The organism is Variovorax sp. HW608 (assembly GCF_900090195.1).
Taxonomy (GTDB): Bacteria; Pseudomonadota; Gammaproteobacteria; order Burkholderiales; family Burkholderiaceae_C; genus Variovorax.
Genome location: NZ_LT607803.1, coordinates 474,955 through 496,637 on the forward strand (window position 1 = coordinate 474,955; position 21,683 = coordinate 496,637).

17 protein-coding genes and 2 pseudogenes are annotated in these 21,683 nt (G+C 61.7%); 11 read left to right on the forward strand and 8 right to left on the reverse strand.

The genetic code is table 11. The annotated features are described in order from the left end of the window. Positions 1-4 precede the first annotated feature (4 nt). Positions 5-934: a branched-chain amino acid ABC transporter permease gene (locus VAR608DRAFT_RS02110; RefSeq protein ID WP_088952565.1), complete on the reverse strand. Its 930-nt coding sequence runs from the start codon at positions 932-934 to the stop codon at positions 5-7. A 593-nt stretch (positions 935-1,527) separates the two neighbouring features. Here VAR608DRAFT_RS02110 and VAR608DRAFT_RS36675 point away from each other — a divergent pair. From VAR608DRAFT_RS36675 to VAR608DRAFT_RS02130, 5 genes are all read left to right on the forward strand, one after another. After that, on the forward strand, positions 1,528-1,725 hold the full coding sequence (locus tag VAR608DRAFT_RS36675) for a hypothetical protein (protein ID WP_157730565.1): 198 nt from the start codon (positions 1,528-1,530) through the stop codon (positions 1,723-1,725). A gap of 628 nt (positions 1,726-2,353) precedes the next feature. After that, positions 2,354-3,574, forward strand: a complete 1,221-nt coding sequence (gene argE / locus VAR608DRAFT_RS02115) for an acetylornithine deacetylase (RefSeq protein WP_088952566.1) — start codon at positions 2,354-2,356, stop codon at positions 3,572-3,574. A gap of 290 nt (positions 3,575-3,864) precedes the next feature. Further along, positions 3,865-5,250, forward strand: coding sequence for an aspartate aminotransferase family protein (locus tag VAR608DRAFT_RS02120; protein WP_088952567.1), 1,386 nt, complete (start codon positions 3,865-3,867; stop codon positions 5,248-5,250). A 211-nt stretch (positions 5,251-5,461) separates the two neighbouring features. Beyond that, a complete protein-coding gene (locus tag VAR608DRAFT_RS02125; protein WP_088952568.1) occupies positions 5,462-6,898 on the forward strand; it encodes an aldehyde dehydrogenase family protein in 1,437 nt (478 codons plus the stop codon). Positions 6,899-6,949: 51 nt separating this feature from the next. After that, the gene (locus VAR608DRAFT_RS02130) at positions 6,950-8,263 is read left to right on the forward strand and encodes a methylaspartate ammonia-lyase (protein WP_231973134.1); all 1,314 of its coding nucleotides are present in this window, start codon (positions 6,950-6,952) and stop codon (positions 8,261-8,263) included. 155 nt (positions 8,264-8,418) lie between these two features. On the opposite strand, the gene alr is transcribed toward VAR608DRAFT_RS02130, so the two are convergent. The 3 genes from alr to VAR608DRAFT_RS02145 are packed head-to-tail and all read right to left on the reverse strand — an operon-like array spanning position 8,419 to position 11,081. Beyond that, positions 8,419-9,546, reverse strand: coding sequence for an alanine racemase (gene alr / locus VAR608DRAFT_RS02135; RefSeq protein ID WP_088952570.1), 1,128 nt, complete (start codon positions 9,544-9,546; stop codon positions 8,419-8,421). Positions 9,547-9,549: 3 nt separating this feature from the next. Further along, positions 9,550-10,845, reverse strand: coding sequence for a D-amino acid dehydrogenase (locus VAR608DRAFT_RS02140; RefSeq protein WP_088952571.1), 1,296 nt, complete (start codon positions 10,843-10,845; stop codon positions 9,550-9,552). Between the two features lie 17 nt (positions 10,846-10,862). Beyond that, a complete protein-coding gene (locus tag VAR608DRAFT_RS02145; RefSeq protein ID WP_088952572.1) occupies positions 10,863-11,081 on the reverse strand; it encodes a hypothetical protein in 219 nt (72 codons plus the stop codon). A gap of 740 nt (positions 11,082-11,821) precedes the next feature. On the opposite strand from VAR608DRAFT_RS02145, the gene VAR608DRAFT_RS02150 reads away from it, so the two are divergent. From VAR608DRAFT_RS02150 to VAR608DRAFT_RS02170, 5 genes and pseudogenes are all read left to right on the forward strand, one after another. Beyond that, on the forward strand, positions 11,822-13,003 hold the full coding sequence (locus VAR608DRAFT_RS02150; protein WP_088952573.1) for a CaiB/BaiF CoA transferase family protein: 1,182 nt from the start codon (positions 11,822-11,824) through the stop codon (positions 13,001-13,003). Then, entirely contained in the window at positions 13,004-13,882 is an 879-nt protein-coding gene (locus VAR608DRAFT_RS02155) for an HpcH/HpaI aldolase/citrate lyase family protein (RefSeq protein WP_088952574.1), read from the forward strand. Positions 13,883-14,233: 351 nt separating this feature from the next. Next, positions 14,234-14,827 (forward strand): annotated as a pseudogene (locus tag VAR608DRAFT_RS02160) (hypothetical protein); the annotation flags it as partial. Positions 14,828-15,116: 289 nt separating this feature from the next. Beyond that, the gene (locus VAR608DRAFT_RS02165) at positions 15,117-16,991 is read left to right on the forward strand and encodes a tannase/feruloyl esterase family alpha/beta hydrolase (RefSeq protein ID WP_088952575.1); all 1,875 of its coding nucleotides are present in this window, start codon (positions 15,117-15,119) and stop codon (positions 16,989-16,991) included. Positions 16,992-17,142: 151 nt separating this feature from the next. Beyond that, complete coding sequence (locus VAR608DRAFT_RS02170; RefSeq protein ID WP_157730566.1) at positions 17,143-17,337, forward strand: hypothetical protein; 195 nt, start codon at positions 17,143-17,145, stop codon at positions 17,335-17,337. Between the two features lie 376 nt (positions 17,338-17,713). On the opposite strand, the pseudogene VAR608DRAFT_RS02175 reads toward VAR608DRAFT_RS02170, so the two are convergent. The 4 genes and pseudogenes from VAR608DRAFT_RS02175 to VAR608DRAFT_RS02190 form a co-directional block, all read right to left on the reverse strand. Beyond that, a pseudogene (locus tag VAR608DRAFT_RS02175) lies at positions 17,714-17,944 on the reverse strand (slipin family protein); the annotation flags it as partial. A gap of 252 nt (positions 17,945-18,196) precedes the next feature. After that, entirely contained in the window at positions 18,197-19,180 is a 984-nt protein-coding gene (locus VAR608DRAFT_RS02180) for a Bug family tripartite tricarboxylate transporter substrate binding protein (RefSeq protein WP_088952577.1), read from the reverse strand. Positions 19,181-19,213: 33 nt separating this feature from the next. Further along, positions 19,214-20,002 (reverse strand): enoyl-CoA hydratase/isomerase family protein, encoded by a 789-nt coding sequence (locus VAR608DRAFT_RS02185; protein WP_231973136.1) that lies wholly within the window; start codon positions 20,000-20,002, stop codon positions 19,214-19,216. 2 nt (positions 20,003-20,004) lie between these two features. Then, positions 20,005-20,601 (reverse strand): DUF2889 domain-containing protein, encoded by a 597-nt coding sequence (locus VAR608DRAFT_RS02190; protein ID WP_157730567.1) that lies wholly within the window; start codon positions 20,599-20,601, stop codon positions 20,005-20,007. Positions 20,602-20,614: 13 nt separating this feature from the next. Here VAR608DRAFT_RS02190 and VAR608DRAFT_RS02195 point away from each other — a divergent pair, with 13 nt between their 5' ends. Further along, positions 20,615-21,571, forward strand: a complete 957-nt coding sequence (locus VAR608DRAFT_RS02195) for an SDR family NAD(P)-dependent oxidoreductase (RefSeq protein WP_088952579.1) — start codon at positions 20,615-20,617, stop codon at positions 21,569-21,571. The last annotated feature ends 112 nt before the right edge of the window (positions 21,572-21,683 follow it).

The window sequence follows — 21,683 nt, forward strand, 5'->3', positions numbered from 1 at the left end:
CTCCTCAGGCGCGGTCCGCCACACGCTCGCCGAGCAGGCCAGACGGCCGCAGCGTGAGCATGATGATCAGGACGATGAACGCGATGATGTCGCTGTACTGGCTGCCGAGCACATCGCCGGTGAGGGCACCGAGATAGCCCGACCCGATGGCCTCGATCACCCCGAGCAGGATGCCGCCGACCACCGCCCCCGCGAGGTTGCCGATGCCGCCGAACACAGCCGCCGTGAAGGCCTTGAGGCCCGGAATGAAGCCCATCGCGTGCTGCGCGATGCCGTAGTTGGAGGCATACATGACGCCGGCGATCGCCGCCAGCACGGCGCCGATGATGAAGGTGGCCGAAATCACCATGTCGGGCCGGATGCCCATGAGCGACGCGACGCGCGGGTTCTCGGCGGTGGCACGCATCGCGCGGCCGAGCTTGGTGTAGTTGACCAGCCAGGTCAGGATCGCCAGGCAGATCGCGGTCACGCTCAGGATCATGACCTGCGTCGGCGAGATCACGGCACCGCCCAGGTGGATCGGCGTGGTGGGCAGCAGGTTGGGATAGGCCTTGTTGGTCGGCTTCCAGATGATCATCGCGAGCGTCTGCAGCAGGATCGAGACGCCGATGGCGGTGATCAGCGGCGCCAGCTTGGGGCTGTTGCGCAGCGGCCGGTAGGCCACCTTCTCGATCACGAAGTTGAGCGATCCGGCCACGACGCAGGCAATGATGAGCGCGATGATCAGGATGAGCCACCCCGGCGTGCTCGGCATCGATTCCCGCATGAGACCGATGACGCTCCAACTGGTCAGCGCCCCGACCATGAGCACTTCACCGTGCGCGAAATTGATGAGGTTGATAATGCCGTACACCATCGTATAGCCCAAGGCTATCAAGGCGTACATGCTGCCCAGAACCAGACCGTTGATGATCTGTTGCAGCAAAGTGTCCATTGCGAGAATTCCTCTCTATATAGTCGCGACACCCCCGGAGGGTGACTGAGCCGTCCGGTGGTCCGGACGATGGAATGAATGGTGAGTCAATCAGTCGATCACGAAGCGAGTCACAAACGCGCCGCACGGAGCTAAAGAAATGAGCACGAAGGTCGCTCGCGCTGCGGGCGACCGTCACTGCATCACCGGGCCGCGCGACGTCAGGGGACGCGCGTTGACACTCCGTCGCCGATGAGCCGCGCGCTGCATGGGCAACGCTCCGCTTCCATCTCCCGCGTGATTAAATGACCACATCGCGTCCGACTTCGAATCTCGATGCAGCGCGCGTCACGCTTGGACGATCAAGGCGTCACGAGCTTGGCTCCTCCCTTCGGTACCGCGACTTCGCCGTATGTTTTCGCGTGCTTCACTTCCTATCTCCTAGAAGAACTGTGATGAGAGGGTGCGTGCTGAAATTGGGTTGCGGTGACTAGAAAGCTCTTGCACCGCAGCGGGTCTCCTTTTCTGTCGATTCCGCTGACGATGCAGCCGGCCGCTCCGGCGATGCTCACCGGTGAGCAGGTGAGGCGCCTGCAAGCCCGGGGGCGTCCTTCATGCTGGCGACCAAGACGTCGTCGGCCACCAACGACGCCGCACAGCAATGGACCCGTCATGACATTCTTTGGATCTCATTGAACTATCGGGTGAACCCAGAAAGCGTGCGCAATCTGGAGAAGAGTTCGCGCGTTCATCTGAATTTGCCGGAGATACGCTTTTCAATTGAAAGACGAGAGACTTGTCGCGTTGATTGATCGTAGGATCTTCCAGCAAGGTTGCTTACCTTGGGAAAGCCGTGCCTGTCATGAAAGTGCCATGCCAGGATCGTGCTTTCCCGCATGGAGAGCTGGTCGCGCATGGGAAGGTGACCCATTCGAGCGTGGGCGCGCAACCTCCTCAAACCGAATTCTCGATCTGAACCACCCGATCGCCCCGAGCGCCTTGCAACGAGACTGATTGAAGTTGGCAATTCGGGGCGCGGTTGAGACGAGCAAGCGACCACGCGTGTGTGTGCCAGACAGGTCGGACCGGGACGGGGACACTCCGATAGGGAACAGGAGCGAACAGGCTCGATTTGCAGAAGGGAACCCCGCCGGCGAAAACCATCAGGGCCAGCAGGCTTGTCAGCCTGCACAACAGGCCGGATATAAGACTGCAACCCTGCCTCCTGCTTCTTCACACCCACGAGTTGATTGCGATCCGCGAGGCGCCCATGTAAGGGAGCCGGGCAGCTGGAATCAGAAGGCCTTCCTGGACAAAAAGGGCCGTCGCTTGAAAGATGACGGCACGATCACTGCGGAAAATCTGCCGATCCCAAGCATCTTGGCACGTGTCTCTTGCTTGGGTTGCCGCCAACGGCGGCCCAGCGGTTTGGAGTTAGATATGTCAGTTGCTGAAGCGTCCCAATCCCCGGCGAACGGCGCATGCGGATCGCCCATGTCCCTGCCTTGGGCCGAACGGCTCATTGCCATCGACACGGTGAGCCGAAACTCGAATCTCGGCCTCATCGAAACTGTTCGCGACTACCTTCGTGGCGTGGGCATCGAGTCGATCCTCACGTATCACGAGAGCGGCAACTGGGCCAACCTTTTCGCGACCATTCCAGCGCACGACGGCTCGACGAACGGTGGCGTGGTGCTCTCGGGCCATACCGACGTTGTGCCTGTTGACGGGCAGGATTGGCACAGTGACCCGTTCAGGCCCGTGGTTCGCGACGGCAAGCTGTACGGTCGTGGAAGCTGCGACATGAAAGGCTTCATCGGCGCCGCGCTGGCTCTCGTCCCGGCGATGCAGCGTGCCAAGCTGGCCAAGCCCATCCACTTCGCATTCTCCTACGACGAGGAGGTGACCTGCCTCGGGGCGCCCGTCATGCTGGAAGACCTGGCGCGGCGGGGTATCCGGCCCGACGGGTGCATCATCGGTGAGCCGACGAGCATGCGTCCCATCGTGGCGCACAAGGGCATCAACGCATATCGCTGCTGCGTGCGCGGTCATGCTGCGCATTCGTCGCTCACCCCGCGCGGCTTGAACTCGATCGAGTACGCCTCACGGCTGATCTGCTTCATCCGCGACATGGCCGACAAGTATCGTGCGCAAGGCCCGTTCGAAGAGTTTTACGATGTGCCGTTCACCACCGCGCAGACCAGCACGATCAACGGCGGAATTGCCATGAACACGGTGCCGGCCGAGTGTGAATTCCAGTTCGAATTCCGCAATCTGCCAACCATGGATCCGAAGCCGATCTTCGAGTCCATTAACAAGTACGCGATGGAGACTCTGCTCCCACAGATGCGCAAGGAGCACCCGTCCGGCTCCATCGAGTTCTCGCTCATCTCGGATGCGCCGGGATTCGATGCCTCGGAAGACGCCGCCATTACGAAGCTGGTGCGTGCACTTACGGGTGATTCTGAAAGGCGCAAGGTGGCCTATGGCACCGAGGCTGGCCAGTTCCAGCAAGCTGGCATCCCCAGCGTTGTGTGCGGGCCAGGAGACATCGAACAGGCCCACCGTGCGAACGAGTTCGTCTCGTTGCAGCAGTTGGCCGAGTGCGAGCGCTTCATGAGTCGAGTGATCGAGAGCATGACCGTCGGCGCAGCCGGCTGACACCGCCCAGCTGAAGGCGCTCTACTTGGCAGAATCAACGGAGGTTCATCAAATACCAATCTTGCCGATGAACAAGGCAAAGCACTAGTTTCGACGCACGTGCCGTGGGAGGTGTCATGCCGCCCGCGCGCACGCGCCGCGAAGCCGGAGATCGCTGCGGGTCTTACACATCACACTCGTTGGCTTGAATACTTCAGGTCAAAGCCCATGGCGAAGAGCCCTCGAGACGGTGATGGGGTCAATAAAGGATTTCCATTAAAACCAACCCCATCCTTTTTGGAGTGATTAACATGACGCTGCAATCCTCGAAGACGCTCGCGCAAACTGATATCACCACGGGTCTTCACCCGTTCACCAACGCCCGTGCTCACGAAACCAAAGGCCCGCTCATCATGGAGCGCGGCGATGGTATCTACGTGTATGACACGAACGGCAAGCAATACATCGAGAGCTTCGGTGGCCTCTGGTCCGTGGCGCTAGGCTTCAGCGAAAGGCGGCTGGCAGCTGCAGCGACAGAGCAACTCAACAAGTTGCCCTTCTATCACACGTTCAATCACATGAGCCACGAGCCGACGATCCGTTTGGCCGACAAGCTCGTTCAAATGACGCCGGATCATCTCACCCGTGCGGCCTTCACCAATTCGGGGTCGGAGGCGAACGACACGGTAATCAAGATGATCTGGTATTGGAACAATGCACGAGGACTTCCCAAGAAGAAGAAGTTCCTGGCGCGCCTGAAGGGTTACCACGGCACCAGCATGGCGTCCGCCAGCCTGACTGGTCTGCCCAACAGCCACCGCGACTTCGATCTCCCCAACATCCCGGTCAAGCATCTGATGACCCCGCATCTGCGCACCTCCGGGCTCGATGGCGAAACCGAAGAGGAATTCTGCGCTCGCCTCATCAAGGAGGCCGAGGATTACATCCTGAGCGAAGGTCCTGACACCATTGCTGCCTTCATAGGCGAGCCCCTCATGGCGGCTGCCGGCGTGTTGCCGCCCCCCAAGGGCTACTGGCAGGGTATCGAAGCGCTGTGCCGCAAGTACGACATCCTGTTGATCGCCGACGAGGTGGTGAACGGCTTCGGGCGCCTGGGCACGATGTTCGGCTCCACCTACTATGAGTTCAAGCCGGACATCATGGTGATGTCCAAGCAACTGACGTCGTCGTACATGCCGCTGGCAGCTATCCTCTTCACCGAAGAGCTCTACAACGGGATCGCGGACAACACCTCCAAGATCGGCACCTGGGGGCACGGATACACGACCACGGGCCATCCCGTGGCGACCGCTGTGGCGCTTGAGAACATCAAGATCATCGAAGAACGCGACCTGGTTGGGAATGCAGCTCGGGTGGGCAAGGTTTTCCAGCAGAAGCTGCGCGAACTGTCCTCGCACCCGATCGTGGGAGATGTCCGGGGTGTCGGCCTCATGGCGGGTGTGGAGATGGCGCCGGACAAGAACTCCCGGCGTCCGTTCTCGCAGGTTGGCAAGGCCGGGGCGCGGGCCTTTGCCGCCGCACTCGAGAACGGCTTGGTGGTGCGCGTGATCGGCGACACCATCGCTTTCTGCCCGCCGCTGATCATTACCGAAGAGCAGTCGCTCGATCTGGTGTCGCGGTTCACCCGCGTGCTCGACACGACCGCCGAGTTCGTCCGCAAGGAAAGCATCGGCTGACTGAGGTCACCCGGGCCACGCGTTTCCAGCGTTTGTGGGCCCGGGCTCGATGGAGCCCAGGGCAGATCGGGGAGGTCGGTGAGCTCCACGGTCTGCTCCGCAGTGCCAGGGGGCCGGCTCGCGGGTCTGAACGGCGTTGCTCGGAGTCGCTCGGGCCGCACGGATTCCGGGGTTTCGGGATGGACTTCGAAGGTGAAGGATGGAGATTGATATGTTGATGAATGACCAGGACGCCCACCTCTACATCAAGGGCCGCTGGGTAGTAGGTCAGGCGGGCACGCTTGACAACATCGATCCGGCCAATGGCCAGCGCATCGGTGTCGTGAGTCTGGCCGATGAGACGCAGGTCAGCGCGGCGCTCGATGCTGCGTCGGGCAGCTTCCCGGCTTGGAGCGCCTCGAACCCTCGCATTCGGGGCCAGATACTGAAGAAGGCTGCTGCGTTGCTTCGGGAGCGGTTGGGCGAATTGAGCGAGGCGTTGCTGCTTGAAGGCGGCAAGACGCGCGCCGATGCCAGTGGTGAAGCGCAGCGGGCCATTGAGACTCTGAATTGGAACGGGGAGGAAGCGCCCCGAGTCTCCGGCAAGGTATACAGCGGCATCGTCGATGGAAGCACTCGCTACTCGGTGCCTGTCCCGTTGGGCGTCGCGGTGGCGATCACGGCCTGGAATTTCCCGGCCGTGCTGATCGCCCGCAAGCTCGGTGCCGCACTGGCTGCCGGTTGCACGGTGGTGCTCAAGGCGTCGGAGTTCACCCCCCGTACGGCCTGTGCGATCGTGAAGGCGTTGGCCGATGCTGGTTTACCTGAAGGCGTGGTCAATCTGGTATTCGGTGATCCGGTGACGGTCAGCGAGCAGCTGTTGTCGTCGCCTGTGGTCAAGGTGCTGTCCTTCACCGGCTCGACCCATGTAGGCAAGCAGCTGGCCGGCCTGGCCGCCAAGCAGCTGATTCGCCCGGTGCTGGAGTTGGGTGGCCATGCACCGGTGATCGCATGGAGCGACGCCGACGTCGATCGCGTGGTTGCAGTGACGGCGCCTGCCAAGTTCGGCACGGCCGGTCAGTCTTGCGTGGCGCCCACACGCTACCTGGTGCATCGCGACCTGCACGACAAGCTGGTGCAGGCGCTCGTGGCCAAGGCGCGGTCCTACTGCCTGGGGCACGGACACGAAGAGTCCGCCAACCTCGGGCCGGTGGCGCACGCCAGACGCGTTCGCGCGCTTCAGGAACTGGTCGATGACGCGGTGGCCAAGGGTGCGTCGGTCGAAACCGGTGGCGCCAAGGCGGATCTCCCCGGTTTCTTCTTCCAGCCGACCGTACTGAGTGGCGTGCCGAGGGATGCGGAGCTCCTCTCCGAAGAACCGTTCGGTCCCATCGCTACGGTACAGGCATTCAGCACGCTGGATGAGGCCATCGAGCTGGCGAATGCCGCCCCTTACGCTTTCGCCGCCTACCTGTTCACCGACTCCATGCGTGTTCGCAACGAAGTGGTGAGTCGACTTCAGGCGTCGAACATCGGGGTGAACCAGACGGCCCCTTCGCTGCCGGATGTCCCGCTGGGAGGCTTGGGTAACAGCGGCTATGGCTACGAGGGGGGGACGGACGGCGTCCTGGCCTACATGCAGTTGCGCTTGGTGTCCCAGTCAACGTGAGCGCGTGGACTGTCGCGCTAGGGATTGCACGGCGTCCCCTGACGTCCATTGATGAAACGCAGCCACCCCTGGTGGCTGCTCCTATTGAAGGTTGAAGATATGTCCCGATCAATCACCATCCAAAAAGTCATTGCAAGCCCTGGTGTGGGGTCGTTCTTCTTCGACGACCAGGCCGCCATCAAGGCCGGTGCGCAACGTGATGGCGCCGCCTATAAAGGCAAGGCACAGACCCCGGGCTTCCAAGCGGTGCGGGAACCGGCAGAGTCTGTTTCGGTCATGCTGGTGCTGAGTGACGGCTACATCGCGAAGGGGGATTGCGCGAGTGTCCAATACACCGGCGTCGGCGGGAGAGAGCCGCGCTTTCATGCCGCACAGCTGGCGGCACAGATCGAGCAGAACCTGGCGCCGCAATTGTGGGGCGTGGACGTCCGGTCGTTTCGCCGGACCGCGGGGTATGCCGAGAAAGTGATCGACGGCCTGTTCGAATCCAAGCGCGCTGCCGCGTACGGGGTCTCGCAGGCGCTGCTGGATGCCGCGGCGCACGCGGCTGGCCATCACCTGATGGCGCAGGTGGTCAAGGACGAGTGGGGCATTGAATCGCAGCTTGCCGCTGTGCCGATCTATGGGCAATGCGGCGATGAGCGATACACCAACGTTGACAAGATGATTCTCAAGCGCGTGCCCGTGATGCCTCATGGCCTCATCAACACGCGTGAGTTGGTGGGTGCAGACGGTGCCGCCCTCGAGACCTATATCGGCTGGCTGCGTGCTCGCATCGCTCAACTGCGCAGCTCGCACGACTACGAGCCTGTCATCCACCTGGACGTCTACGGCCTGATCGGCGCGGTGGCCGCTGGTTCCATCGATAAGACCGCAGACATCATCCAACGTCTGGAAAGCGCTGCTGGTCCGCACCTACTGCGCATCGAGCATCCCCTGGATGCCGGCGGCCGGGACGCGCAGATCGCCGCCTTGGCCAAGCTCCGGCAGATGCTGAAGGCACGTGGCAGTAAGGTGGGGATCATCGCCGACGAATGGGCCAACACGGCGGAAGACGTGCACCTGTTCGTCAAGGCCGGCGCCGTGGACATGGTACAGATCAAGACGCCCGATCTGGGGTCGCTGCACAACTCGATCGATGCCATTCTCGACTGCCATCAGCACGGCGTCGGGCCGGTGCTGGGCGGTACCTGTGCGGAGACGGATCTGTCGGCCCGCGCGACGACGAACATCGGTGTGGCCACCGGCGTGACCCAGATGCTGGCCAAACCTGGCATGGGTTTTGATGAAGGCTTCAACATCGTGTTCAACGAGATGAATCGGGTGCTGCGCTCGGCGAAGGCCTTGAACCTCGCGGACGTATGATCGCGGCATGAAGGCGGCCGGCAGGGCGGTGACGCCGGTCGGCACGCTCTTCATGTCCCGCTGAGCTGGCGATCTGAGGGACTGGACTGGCGGTGGCGCCATGGCCGGCGCACCGGGTCGGTATGCAGCCAAGACAAGCATTGCTGCCGCACCTCTCAGCGAACCAGATCGGGGGCCTGCTGGCTTGCCGGCGCAGGGTATCCCGGCGAGGCGTTCTCCCGATCCACGTAGGAAAAGCGAACGCGCTTGACGTTGCACAGCAGCTCGTAGGGGATGGTGCCTGCCGCACGAGCGACCACGTTCACATCCACCTGATTGCCCCAGAGTTCCACCGCGCTGCCGATGCCCGCGGTGGGTAGGTGCGTGATGTCGACGGTGAGCATGTCCATCGACACGCGCCCCACCGTGCAGGCAGGTTGACCATCGACCCGCACGGGCGTACCGGTGGGGGCGGTGCGAGGGTAGCCGTCGGCATAGCCGATGGCAACAATACCGACGCGCGTGGGCTGCTTGGCAATGAAGGTGCCACCGTAGCCCAGGACGTCGCCGGGGCGAAGTTCGCGCACGGCGAAGATCTCGCTGCACAGGGTCATGACGGGCTTGAGGCCGCTGTCCCCTTTCGGCATGGGATCGGCGCCGTACAGCAGGATGCCCGGTCGACCCCAATCGCGCCGGGCACATTCCCATTGCAGTAGGCCTGCCGAATTGCAGAGACTTCGATCGCCGGGCAACCCGGCCGTCGCGGCGTCGAACACCCGCGTTTGCTGCGCGGTGGCGTCGGAGTCCGGTTCATCGGCGCGCGCGAAGTGCGTCATGAGGGTCAGTTCCGAGACGCGGCCGTTGGCCTTCAGACGCGCGTAAGCCGCCGCAATGTCTCCCGGGGCGAAGCCGGCCCGTCCCATGCCGGAATTCACCTTGAGCCAGACGTTCAGGTCTCGCAGATGCCGTGCAGCTTCAATCATCCGCAACTGCGATTCCTGATGAACCACCACCCACAGTCCGTTCGCGTGGGCCAGATCCAGATCATCCGCCCCGAACGCGCCCTCGAGCAGCAGGATGGGCGCACCGATGCCCGCCTTGCGCAGCGAAACGGCCTCTTCGACAAAGGCGACGGCGAAGCCGTCGGCCAAGCCCGACAGCGCACGCGCGCACTGCGTGGCTCCGTGCCCGTAAGCGTTCGCCTTCAAGACGGCCAGAGCCCGGCCGCCGTGCCGTTGCCTGGCTAGCGCGTAGTTGTAGCGGAGCGCCTGCAGGTCGATGATGGCTTGCGTGGGGCGTGTCATGGGTCAGGCCGCCGCCGACGTCGAATGGGACGCGGACTGGCCCGCCCCAGGTGTGTAGCGATCGACGCCCAGACCGGCAGTGCTGATCTCGGGGCGGCGGTCGCAGATGAGGTCGGCGATCACGCGGCTCGATCCGCAGGACATGGTCCACCCAAGCGTACCGTGACCCGTGTTGAGGAACAGGTTGCGGAAGTGCGTGGCGCCAATGATCGGGGTGCTGTCTGGCGTCATGGGGCGCAGCCCCGTCCAGAATGTGGCGGTCGGCAGATCGCCACCCGGGAACAGATCGGTAACCACCATTTCCAGCGTTTCGCGGCGGCGTGCGTCCAGCCGCAGATCGAAGCCGCCGAGCTCGGCCATGCCGCCGACGCGGATGCGGTCGCCCAGGCGAGTGAGCGCGATCTTGTAAGTCTCGTCCAGCACCGTGGATTGCGGTGCCAGTGCCGGGTTCACCAGCGGGATGGTCAAGGAATAGCCCTTGACCGGATAGATGGGCAGGGACAGACCCAGCGGCTTCAGCATCGCACGCGAGTAGCTGCCGAAGGCCATCACGTAGCGGTCGGCGGTCAGCAGTTGTCCGTTCACCTGCACACCGGCGATGCGGTCGCCGGCAGTCGACAGACCGTCCACAGTTTGACCAAACTTGAACTCCACACCCAAGTTGCGGGCCAGGGTGGTGAGCTCGCACGTGAAGCGATTGCAGTCGCCCGTCTCGTCCCAGGGCAAACGCAGCCCGCCGGAGAGACGGTCGCGTGCCTGCGCCAGAGCCGGTTCGGCCCGCTGCAGTTCATCGCGGGTGAGCAGCTCGTAGGCCACTCCGCACTCCCGCAGCACGGAGATGTCGCGCTCGACCGAGTCCACCTGCGCCTGCGTCCGGAACAACTGCAAGGTGCCGCCGGTGCGCTCATCGTAGGCAATACCGGTCTCGGCGCGCAGCTGCTGCAGACAGCTGCGGCTGTACTCCGCCACGCGCATCATCCGCTCCTTGTTGACTGCGTAGCGTGCTGCGGTGCAGTTGCGTAGCATCTGCACGATCCAACTCAGCTGGAATAGGCTCCCGTCTGCGCGGATGGCCAGCGGCGCATGCTTCTGGAACAGCCACTTGATGGCCTTCAACGGAATGCCGGGAGCCGCCCAGGGAGTGGAGTAGCCCGGCGAGACTTGGCCAGCGTTCGCAAAGCTCGTCTCGAGGGCTGGGCCCCCCTGGCGATCGATCACGGTAACTTGCGCGCCATCTTTCGCCAAGTAGTAGGCGCTTGTCACTCCGACCACGCCGCCTCCAAGAACAATAACTTTCATGGGTATTCCATCGAATCTCAAGCGATGATCAAGCCAAGCAACTGGACACAGCGCTTCCGCAGCAACTCGGAATCGCTCCCCAGCGCTCGCTGCAGGCACTCGTCGATATAGGCCCTGTCACTCTGCAGGCGCGACAGGTCGACCCACCAGCCCACGCCAGCCATGAGCCATTTGAAGTCGACCAGATTTAGAAAGGTGTCATTTCCTTCCCGATCTTGGGTGCGTATCGCATTCACGTATATCAGCTCCTACAGAGGCCGACGTAGCTGAAAACCGCTACCCGGGCACCGCTAAGTACAGGGAACTTCGAGCCCCTCGGCTGGAGAGTGCCGTGTCCGAGCTATGCGTCTGAGCAGACACTTTGCGCGATAGTTGATGTGTTTTCTTTCAAGCGACGGCCGTTTCGTCTCAAACTGCCATCCGATCGGGCCCTGCCGCCATCGTCCGGAGCCACGCAGGCTCATGAAAGTGGCATTGGCACGTCCAGGCCGAGCATGCACAACCCTCTCAGTGTGCAGTCTTCAAAGTGTGCGAGCCGGGCGACTCGTTGAACACGGCCTTCGTGTTGGGTTGAAGCTGCGCCTCCACGCTAGCGGTCGTGGTACTGATCCCAAAAGCCGAAGCGCCTTCCCGGCCGATCCGTGCAAAAGTGGGCACACGGGAGTAAGACTGTGGGCGAGGTCGAGGGCAACATCAGTCTGGGCCGGGACAACCGATCGTTGAAAAGGCGGCTGGACCGACTCGGTTGGGTGCGGAATTCGGGCCAGCTTGTCGCGATGACCGTGCCTATCCAGCCATAGGGCGGCTGTCGGGGCCATCGGCAGAAGGCGCTTGCCCAGGCCAACGCCGCGATCAATCTGACGAAATGATCTAGTGCATGAGGACTAGTTCGAGGCGGCCATTGGAGTCTCAACAAGCGCATTGCTTCCAAAGTCAAGGAAGACGCGTTGTTCTCTTGAAATCGAAAGGTATCAGCATGACAAGACCTCTGGATGGAACCACCGTTGTTTCTCTGGAGCACGCAATCGCAGCTCCCTTCTGTACCCGCCAGCTCGCCGATCTGGGGGCTCGAGTCATCAAGATCGAGCGGCCTGGCGCCGGTGATTTCGCGCGGGCCTACGACCAGCGGGTCGAAGGTGAGGCGTCCCATTTTGTCTGGGTCAATCGCTCTAAAGAGAGCCTGACTCTGGATCTCAAGCAGCCCGCCGCGTTGGCGGTTTTGATGGAGCTGATCAGCGGTGCGGACGTTCTGGTGCAGAACCTCGCGCCAGGCGCCGCTGCTCGCATGGGGCTGGGCGCCGAAGTGCTGCAAGCGAAGAATCCGTCCCTTATTGTCTGCGACATCTCTGGTTATGGCGAAGATGGTCCGTACCGAGACAAAAAGGCATATGACCTCTTGATACAGAGCGAGGCGGGCTTTCTATCGGTTACGGGAACGCCCGATGAGCCCTGCAAGTCTGGGATCTCGATCGCCGACATCGCCGCTGGCATGTACGCCTATACCTCGATACTGGCAGCGCTTCTGCAGCGAAACAAAACAGGTAAGGGCTCGCACATCGACGTGTCCATGCTGGAAGCGCTGGGCGAGTGGATGAGCTTCCCGATGTACTACGCCTATCAGGGAGCCTCGCAGCCTATGCGCAGCGGGGCCTCGCATGCGACGATCTTCCCTTACGGACCTTTCCGTGTTGGTGACGGGGGAACGGTGATGCTGGGCCTGCAGAACGAACGCGAATGGCGCGCGTTCTGCGAGGGCGTGCTGGAACAGCCTGGGTTGGCCGCTGACGCTCGGTTCGACAGCAATGCGCGGCGCAACGAAAACCGGGAAGCGCTGCGTGCCATCATTGGAGAAGCCTTCAGGCCGCTGAGCACACAGCAGGTACTCGGACGGCTCGATTCGGCGCAAATTGCCAATGCCCGCATGAACGACATGGCGGGATTGTGGAGTCACGAGCAGCTTCAAGCGAGGCAGCGGTGGTGCAGTGTCGAGTCCCCGGCTGGCGCAATACCCGCGCTGCTGCCGCCCGGGCGGCACAGCGCGTTCGAATACCGGATGGATGCCATTCCGGCAGTCGGAGAGCACACAGACTCCATTCTTCGCTCACTGGGCAGAAGCACGGTGGACATCTCAGCTATGCGTATCGTTGGAGCAATCTAGATGGTTACGACTGTGGGCCTGCAGAGTCCGCTTGCGTTGGCGCGAACCTTCCTCTTCGTGCCGGCCGATCGTCCCGAGCGATATGCACGTGCGCTCGCCGCAGGCCCGGGCGGAGTGATCGTCGATCTCGAGGATGCCGTGGCAGCCGAGAACAAGGTACCAGCAAGAGCTGCCTTGGCCGATGCCTTCGCCGCACTTGCCGCCGAGGACAAGAGCCGAATCTTGGTCAGGGTAAACGCCTTCGCAACCCAGTGGCATGAGGAGGATCGGGCGCTCGTGGGACAGTTGTCGTTACAGGGGCTTGGCGGCGTGGTATTTCCAAAGGCCGAGAACTCAGCTGATCTGGTCCCAATGGTCAAGGCCGTATGTCACGGCGGAGTCCTGATTCCGCTCATCGAGTCGGCAAAGGGGTTGGATGCCATCAATGCTATCGCTGGCGTGCCCAAAGTGCTCCGTCTGGCTTTCGGGCATCTCGATTTCCAGGTTGATTTGGGTCTGTCTTGCGACCCAGATGAACTGGAACTTGCCTCCGTTCGCTTGGCGCTGGTGATGGCGAGCCGCCGGGCAGATTTGGCGACGCCCATCGATGGCGTCACCGTGGACTGGAAAGACGTGGCACGCTTGGAAAAGGACGCACTTCGCGCCCGACGAGGAGGCTTCGGTGCCAAGCTCTGCATTCATCCGCAGCAGGTCCCCATCGTGCAGGATGCTTTGGGACCGACCTCGGAGGAGGTGATTTGGGCAAGGCGCGTAATCGACGCTGCAGAGGCTGCCGCTGGCGGCGTTGTCAGCTTGGATGGCCGCATGGTCGACACCCCCGTGGTGCTGCATGCACGGCGCGTGCTTGGGCTCAGCGCTCAGTTGGAACGGATACTCTGACTCAATTCGCGGCGCATCAGGATCTGCATCATCTTGTCGCGGCTGCCTCAAATCGGCCTGAGCAGCATGGATGAGCGAGCTGCACTTCGCAGCACCAGCCGCTCGCCGACGTACCTCAATTCGCTCGTATACAGACATTCGAGGCGTATCGAGGGCGCGGGGTAACAGGTGGGGGAGGAGCAGCGATGTCGAAAGCTCGATCTCCCAACCCGAACTACGCTGCCGAGCATCTCATTGCGAGATACATGCATCTTTTATTCATATCGAGCGATGCGCGTAAACCCGGACATTGGTGGCGCCAGTTAGCGCAACGATTGATGCATTGATCGACGACCTACTCGAGACAATTGCATGAACACACGCACTCTCGACACACAGCAAGCACATGCCGAGCAGCAATATCCTGAGGACGGAAGTGCCGCGGATGTGGTCTATCGCAAGGTCGGCTGGCGGCTGATCCCGCTGCTCTTCCTCTGCTATATCGTGGCCTGCCTCGACCGGGTGAACGTTGGATTCGCCAAGTTGCAGATGCAGGGCGACCTGCAGTTCATCGAAGCGGTCTACGGCCTGTGCGCGGGCATCTTCTTCTTTGGCTACTTCCGGTTCGAGGTGGCGAGCAACGTGATTCTGCACCGCGTGGATGCGAGCCGCTGGATCGCGCGAATCATGATCACTTGGGGCCTGCTGTCGGCGGCGAAGACGTTCGTGAATTCACCGATGGCCTTTGCTGCAAGGCATGCCGACCGAAGCATGCGGCGGCGTCGTATGGCGCTACCTCGACGACCGGGTGAAGGACGCGCAATGGCTCAGCCCAGCAGAGCGCGCGTTCATCGCGCGCGACATCGCTGGCGAAGATGCCCGCAAGGCTGAGCCCAGCCTGCTAAGCGTCTAGGCGATGGTCGCGTGTGGCTGCTGCCGCTCGTGTACTTTTCCTTCGTGTCGGGCAGGCGATAAGCATCCGATACGTTGGCATTGTCGCTTTCTCTTCCGTCGACATGCTGGTTGCTGTATTGCGCTGGCAAATCGTCAGGCGCTGCATAGCTGCATGGCAAGGCGCTGGGCCGGCGGCTGGGAAGCGGCAGGAGTGGCGGTCTAAAAGCTTTGAGGAGGATACACAACAAGGTCTAAATCACAGCGAAATTAGACATTAATGGTCAGAAACGTCTGTCGCTCCAATTTGATTTAATTCGTACGACTTTGGTTAGATAAGCAAGAGATATGCTAAGGAGATAACATGCACAAGGCAAATAAGCGGACCGCCACCACGATCCTGTTAATCAGTGCTATTGCTGGAGGAACACTCGTGGCCTGCGGGGGTGGAAGCGGAAACGACAACCTTCCAGTAGCATCAGCACTTTCGTCGTCGACATCATCAAGTCAGAAGGTGAAAGAAAGTTGCAGCAGTGATTTCGTTGCAGACGCGCTCAAGGACGACCCGTCTACCAGCGTATTGCTTGTAAAGCAATACAAAAAGGGAGATCGGCTCCCGAGTCCGACGGTCGAAGCCTATTTTCTTCCTGCGAATGAAATACCGCTGACGGTCCAAGCAGACTTGTGTCAAGTGAAGCTTCTCGTCGGGCCGCCGACCCTCGGGCCTGCTGATGCGCCCTCCACGTCCGCTGGCATTGGGATCGAGCTTTGGTTTCCAACAAAGGAGAACTGGAACGGAAGAATTCATGCGATTGGCGGTGCCGGCTGGTCGGGTGGCGATGGTCACACGAATATTGCAAAAGTTTCTTCAATTGATACTTCCCCAGACTCAGACAGGTGGCGCTCTGCGCCACGCGTCGCCTGGGAAGATGGTTCGGTAACATCAAGCACCGATACGGGGAGTACCAGCACCAATGCGGCCAAGATGCTGAATCCAGATGGTTCGTTCAACACGAAGGGGATCAACGATTTCTCGCTGCGATCTCTCGATGAGCAAGCCATCAAGACAAAGGTTCTCACTAAAGCCTTTTACCGCACCCCCGCTAAGTACTCGTACTTCGTCGGCGGATCGGGTGGAGGTCGTCAGGCGTTTCAGATCGCGGAGCAATTCCCGCAACATTACGACGGCATCCTTACGACCGTGCCCGGAGTCAACTTTATGAGGTTGCTAATTTCCGGACTGTATCCGCAAATTGTCATTCAACGGGATCTCGGGGGGAAATACCTGACGACAGATCAAGTCAATCTAGTATCTAACGCAGCAATCAACGCATGCGATGTTGTTGGCGGGCAGCATCTGGGATTTGTTCTGGACTACAAGTCATGTCGATACGATCCAACCAAAGATCTGAATGTGTTGTGTGCTTCCAGTGGCGGTACGAATACGACCGGCTCGTGCGTCAGTAGCGCAGAAGCACTTGCCATGAACAAGATATGGTATGGCATGACAAGTGATGGAAGTGTCCCTGATCCTGCTGTTGACAACGGGTTCGATACGCGCCCTTCGGCAGGAGTGCGCAAGTGGTATGGATATCCGCGTGGAACCGATATTCAGATTTGGGCAGGAGCTAATCCCACTACCTTGGGGATGGATATCGTCGCGATGGTGTTGCGGAATCCAAAACTCGGTTCTACGTTATTTACCAATGCAACTGGCAATGGTGAAAACAGGTGGAAGGCGATGTCTTACGCAGATCTCGCAGCCGCCTTCGACAGGGCGATGGAACTGCAGCCAGTATTTGACTATATGGATGCCAGTACTCCAGATCTATCCAAATTCAAAGCCCGTGGTGGAAAGCTAATTCAAGTGGCGTCTGTCAACGATACAATCGTCTTTTCGCAGGGCTCAAGTGACTACTATGAGCGTGTCTCGGCAAACATGGGAGGACCTCAAGCGGTGCAATCTTTCTATCGACTTTTTGAGGCGCCGGGCCTTAGTCATATTCAGTGGCAGAATGGAACGACGAATCCGGATGCGAATCCGCCAGTTGCAGGGCCGCTTCAGCTGCACAATCTAATCGTCAACTGGGTTGAAAATGGAATTGCGCCGGACAACGTGGTGTATGCGACCGAGAGCAGCACGCCAGTCAAGAAAAGTCTCCCGATTTGCGTGTACCCTGCGAAACAGACTTACGTAAGCGGTAGCATTTACGAAGCTACCAGCTACAGGTGTCAATGACGCAATGATGTCGCGCTGTGATAGTGCCCTGAGTCTCATTCGCTGTTCACCACGAGGGTCTGGGGGATGGTGCCCACCTATTGATTTGGTTGGCGCCAATGAATCCCAATTCACAGAAGCTCGGCGCCGGCATGCTGCGGAGTTCAAGGCGGTGGTCATCGCCGAATGTCAGGAGCCCGGCGTCTCGGACGCTGCCGCGTCGCTCGCGCATGGGCTCAACTTCAACCTGGTTCGCAAGTGGCTCGTCGGCAAGGGCTTGAAGCGCGCGGGCCTTTCGGCGCCACGTACGGTCGCACCACGGCCGCATGTCGAGCCGACGATACCTGCCGCTTCCACACCGCCGTGAATTCCGCGATCCCCCGTCATTGCGGGAAGGCATGAAGTTCGATTGACGCCGGGGATTCAGTGCTCATGAATCAGTTCGAGACGGCCGTTGCGCTGGTGACGGGAGGCTCGAGCGGGATCGGCGCCGCGACAGCACGCCTTCTGACGGCCGCGGTCCGACGGTCATCGCCGCTGACTCAGAGAACCCGAGCCGGAGGAGTCTTCTCCGCCAAATGGCAGTCGTGTGGAATCCGTTGCACTGGATGTCACGTTGGAGCAAAACTGGTCGAAGACAGTGGCAGGGATCATCGAGCGGTATGGGAGACTCGATGTTCTAACCTCGAACGAACCAGAAGAAAGGGCTCCACGCCGAAGCGGGAGCCCTTCTTGTTTTGTGCTCAGCGCGGAGCCAGCTTCACCAGCCCGTTGAGCACCTGGTCCAGACCGCCGATCACGGAGATCTTGTCGATGCGCTCGGAGATGCGTTCCAGCTCCTTGAGGCACAGGGCGACGGGGTTGTCTTCCATCACCTTGGGCGTGTTGAGCAGCGAGCGCGTGGCGGCGGTCTCCGCGCGGCGGCGAATCACGTTGGCCTCAGCCGACTTGCCGGCCTCGACCATTTGCGCCAAGTGGCCGCGGGCGCGGAAGGCGTTCGCACGGAGCGCGTCCATCGCCGCGGGTGGCGCAGGTACTCAAGCAGAGCCTGTCCGGGGGGCGTATCCCGCACGCGTCCCCCCGCATAGCCCGTGCCCTGCGCATGCGCGGGGGAGCGGTCCGGCCAAGAGCACGCCGGGATGGCTGCTGATCTCACTGGACTGACTCACGCATCCGCCCTCGACGCGAGGCATGTCAAGGCCATGTAGGCGGTTAGACCGCCGCCGTCATTCAAAATTGATGTAAGACACGCTTCTGATGATGCTTTGCCACTTCGCAATCTCGGCGCGAGTGATTTCCGCCGCCTGCGAAGATGTGGTGCCTGTCGCGTCGATGCCGAGAGCGAACAGCCTGGCTTGCATTTCCGGCTGGCGAACGAGCTTGGAGAGTTCGACAGACAACTGATTCACGATGGGCTGTGGCGTCTGGGCCGGAGCGAAGACGCCCCACCAGGGCGAAAAAGGCTCCATGCCGGAGATACCCTGTTCCGCAAACGTAGGGACATCGGGCAGCGCGCTGGCCCGCTTCGTGCCGGTGACGGCCACGGGTCGGATCCTGCCTGCCTTGACCAGTGGGGCGGCGGTTCCAATGTCGGCGACGGCAGCCATGAGATTGCCCGCGACGAGATCCTGCAATTCAGGTGCCACGCCCTTGTATGGCACGTGAACCATGGAAAGCTGAGTTTGGCGGTTGAGCATCTCACCGAGCACATGGGCGCTGGACCCGTTTCCATAGGACCCGTAGTTCGCGGCCTGAGGTTGCGAACGGGCCGCTGTCACCAACTGCTTGACGTCATGGATGGCGGAGGATGCGTTCACGTACAGCACCAGGGCCGTGCTGCCGAGGTGCGCGACGGGCATCAGATCCCTTTGCACGTCATAGGGGGCCTTCTTCATGGTGAACGGCACCATCACGATCGGCGTGCTGGTCGTGAACAGCAGCGTGTAGCCGTCGGGCTGCGCCTGGGCAACGGCGGCAGTGCCCAGCGTCAGGGAAGCGCCAGGCTTGTTGTCGACGATCACCGGCTGCCCGAGGGCGCGGCCAAGCGGCTCGGCGAACAGGCGGGCGATGACGTCGCCGGGGCCGCCCGCCGAGGCGGGCACGATGAAGTGCACCGGGCGGGTCGGATAGGGGCTGGCCTGGGCCCGGACCGGCGGCGCCATAGCGGCAGCGACGGTTGCCAAGGCGCATGTGAGGAAGGTGCGGCGCATGTTGTCTCCGTGTGGGATGTTTGGTAAATGGCATCAGGTCTTCTTGCGTGCCGCCTGCCGTTGCATGTACTGGGCCACCAACTGGCGGTGCTCGTCACCCGTGAACAGCATGCTGTTCGTGATGCGTTCGATGTTGCGAGCCTGCGCGCGGTCGAGGTCGGCGGCGAGTTCGATGGCCAGCTTGGCCATGCCCAATGCCTCGTAAGATTTGCCCGCGAGCCGCAGGCAAAACGCACGTGCCTCCGCAGCCAGCGACTCGCTAGGGTAGATCCGATGCACGAGGCCCATGGCCATGGCTTCCTGCGCACCGACGCTCTCGCCCGTCATGACCAGCAGCCGGGCCCAATGGGGCCCCACGAGACGGGTCAGGCGGCTCACCCCGCCGGAGCCCGGCAGGGCGCCGATGTTGATCTCGGGCAGGGCATAGGCTGCGTCCTCGGCGGCGAGTCGGAAGTCGCACGACAGCGACATCTCCAGGCCGCCGCCGAGGCACGGCCCCTGGTGCGCGGCCACGATGGGCTTTTCGACGGCCTCCATGGCGTCGAAAAGGCTGTGCCACTTGTTGCGATACCAGGTCCGACCGTCGAGCGTGCTGCCCGCCACGTCCGGAGAGATGTCCGGGCTGAGTTCGGCCCCTGCGCAGAAGTAGCGGCCCGTGGCGCTGATCAGCAGCACGCGCATGGCGCGCTGCGCGGCGAACTCGGCCACCGCGCCCTTCAGTGCCTCAAGCATTTCGTCGCTGATCGCGTTGAGCTTTTCGGGCCGATCGAGTGTGATCTCCATCAGCGGCGCGTGGCGTTCGATTCGAAGGGTTCCTGTCATGCTCATTCCTCGGTGGATTCGGGCGGGGTCGAAATAGACGGCGCGGCAAACTGGGGAAGCAGCCGCCGCACCACCGGCCCGTCCTGCCGCCATGACATGCACCCACCCACGAAGTGCGGCACTACAGTGATGTCACCCCACGGCGCGCTGTCGCGTCGGCGTTGATCCCGGTACACGCTGATGCCCTGGATGGCGGCCGTGGCGAGGGCCTGAAGCAGTTCGCGCAGATGCGTGCAGCCCTGAACTCCGCCCATGACCTCCTGCAACGCGCCGTGCCAGCCACGGCCCAATTGGCGACCCACGAGGCGCTGAACCGCGTCGCGCGTCATTTGGCATTCGTCAAAAGGGGCGGCGGCGAGGCGAGCAGCGATCGCCACGATGCGGAGGTCATCGTCCACGGTCACCCGCACGTGCATGTCGTGGACCGTGTCGCCGGGCATCAGCGGCGGCAGCGACGGGCGTTCGATGCGCACTTCCTTGACGTCGCGCAAGCTGCCTTCCACGTCCCAAAGGCCGTCGGGACGCGCGAAGCTCTGAAAGCTGATCTGGCGTGAGTGCAGTGCAACCCGCCCGGGTACTGGTTCAGCGTCGTTCATCATGTAGCATGTGCATATGGTATCCTTGCATATCATATACCTCAATGGAGATTCGAAGGTGGCACATCGGCTTGAAGGAAAAGTAATCGTGGTGACCGGCGCCGGCGCGGGCGTAGGCAAGGAAATCGCTTTGGAGGCGGCGCGCCAGGGCGCGCGCGTCGTGGTCAACGATCTGGGCGTGAACATCGACGGTTCAGGTGGCAGCAACGGCCCGGCGCAGCAGACTGTCGACGAGATCCGCGCGGCCGGGGGCGAGGCGGTAGCGAGCACCGACAGCGTGGCCGAGTGGGCGTCGGCGCAGCGCATCGTGGGCATGGCCCTCGATATGTACGGCCGCATCGACGGGCTGGTCAACAACGCGGGCAATCTGCGCGACATCATCTTCCACAAGATGCCCGAGGCCGATTTCGATGCGGTGATCGCGGTGCATCTGAAGGGCTCGTTCAACACCGCGCGCGCAGCCGCGCCTCATTTCAAGAGCGAAGGGCGCGGCGCCTACGTGCATATGACGTCCACCTCGGGCCTGATCGGCAACTTCGGCCAGGCGAACTACTGCGCTGCCAAGATGGGCGTCGTCGGCCTGTCCAAAGCCATTGCCCTGGACATGGAGCGTTTCGGTGTGCGCTCCAACTGCATCGCACCTTTCGCGTTCACGCGCATGGTCAATACGATCCCGACCGACACGCCCGAAGGCGCGGAGCGAATGAAGATCAACCAGCGTCTCGAGGCCGCCAAGATCGCACCCTTCACCTGCGCGCTCCTCACGGATGAGGCCAAGAGTGTCACTGGGCAGATCTTTGGTGTGCGCAACAACGAAATCTATTTGTTCTCGCAGCCGCGCCCGATCCGCACAGCGCATCGCGGCGAAGGCTGGACGGTCGATGCCTGTCTGGAGGTCGCGATCCCCATGATGACGCCTTCGTTCTACCCGCTCGACAAGTCTCGCGACGTGTTCAGCTGGGACCCAGTCTGAGTTCCTGTGCTCCGGCGGGCCGGGTTGGTTGGCCGCTAGCACAAATTAAGAAAGCTGCTATATCTTCAGATTCATGAGTACGCCAACCAGATCCCGGTCTTCTACTTCCCGC

What these genes read in the sequence shown, in the direction of transcription:
- VAR608DRAFT_RS02110 (WP_088952565.1), bottom strand. Translation starts at nt 934, where the DNA reads ATGGACACTTTGCTGCAACAGATCATCAACGGTCTGGTTCTGGGCAGC.
- VAR608DRAFT_RS36675 (WP_157730565.1), top strand. Translation starts at nt 1,528, where the DNA reads ATGCTGGCGACCAAGACGTCGTCGGCCACCAACGACGCCGCACAGCAA.
- argE (WP_088952566.1), top strand. Translation starts at nt 2,354, where the DNA reads ATGTCAGTTGCTGAAGCGTCCCAATCCCCGGCGAACGGCGCATGCGGA.
- VAR608DRAFT_RS02120 (WP_088952567.1), top strand. Translation starts at nt 3,865, where the DNA reads ATGACGCTGCAATCCTCGAAGACGCTCGCGCAAACTGATATCACCACG.
- VAR608DRAFT_RS02125 (WP_088952568.1), top strand. Translation starts at nt 5,462, where the DNA reads ATGTTGATGAATGACCAGGACGCCCACCTCTACATCAAGGGCCGCTGG.
- VAR608DRAFT_RS02130 (WP_231973134.1), top strand. Translation starts at nt 6,950, where the DNA reads ATGAAACGCAGCCACCCCTGGTGGCTGCTCCTATTGAAGGTTGAAGAT.
- alr (WP_088952570.1), bottom strand. Translation starts at nt 9,546, where the DNA reads ATGACACGCCCCACGCAAGCCATCATCGACCTGCAGGCGCTCCGCTAC.
- VAR608DRAFT_RS02140 (WP_088952571.1), bottom strand. Translation starts at nt 10,845, where the DNA reads ATGAAAGTTATTGTTCTTGGAGGCGGCGTGGTCGGAGTGACAAGCGCC.
- VAR608DRAFT_RS02150 (WP_088952573.1), top strand. Translation starts at nt 11,822, where the DNA reads ATGACAAGACCTCTGGATGGAACCACCGTTGTTTCTCTGGAGCACGCA.
- VAR608DRAFT_RS02155 (WP_088952574.1), top strand. Translation starts at nt 13,004, where the DNA reads ATGGTTACGACTGTGGGCCTGCAGAGTCCGCTTGCGTTGGCGCGAACC.
- VAR608DRAFT_RS02165 (WP_088952575.1), top strand. Translation starts at nt 15,117, where the DNA reads ATGCACAAGGCAAATAAGCGGACCGCCACCACGATCCTGTTAATCAGT.
- VAR608DRAFT_RS02180 (WP_088952577.1), bottom strand. Translation starts at nt 19,180, where the DNA reads ATGCGCCGCACCTTCCTCACATGCGCCTTGGCAACCGTCGCTGCCGCT.
- VAR608DRAFT_RS02185 (WP_231973136.1), bottom strand. Translation starts at nt 20,002, where the DNA reads ATGACAGGAACCCTTCGAATCGAACGCCACGCGCCGCTGATGGAGATC.
- VAR608DRAFT_RS02190 (WP_157730567.1), bottom strand. Translation starts at nt 20,601, where the DNA reads ATGATGAACGACGCTGAACCAGTACCCGGGCGGGTTGCACTGCACTCA.
- VAR608DRAFT_RS02195 (WP_088952579.1), top strand. Translation starts at nt 20,615, where the DNA reads ATGGTATCCTTGCATATCATATACCTCAATGGAGATTCGAAGGTGGCA.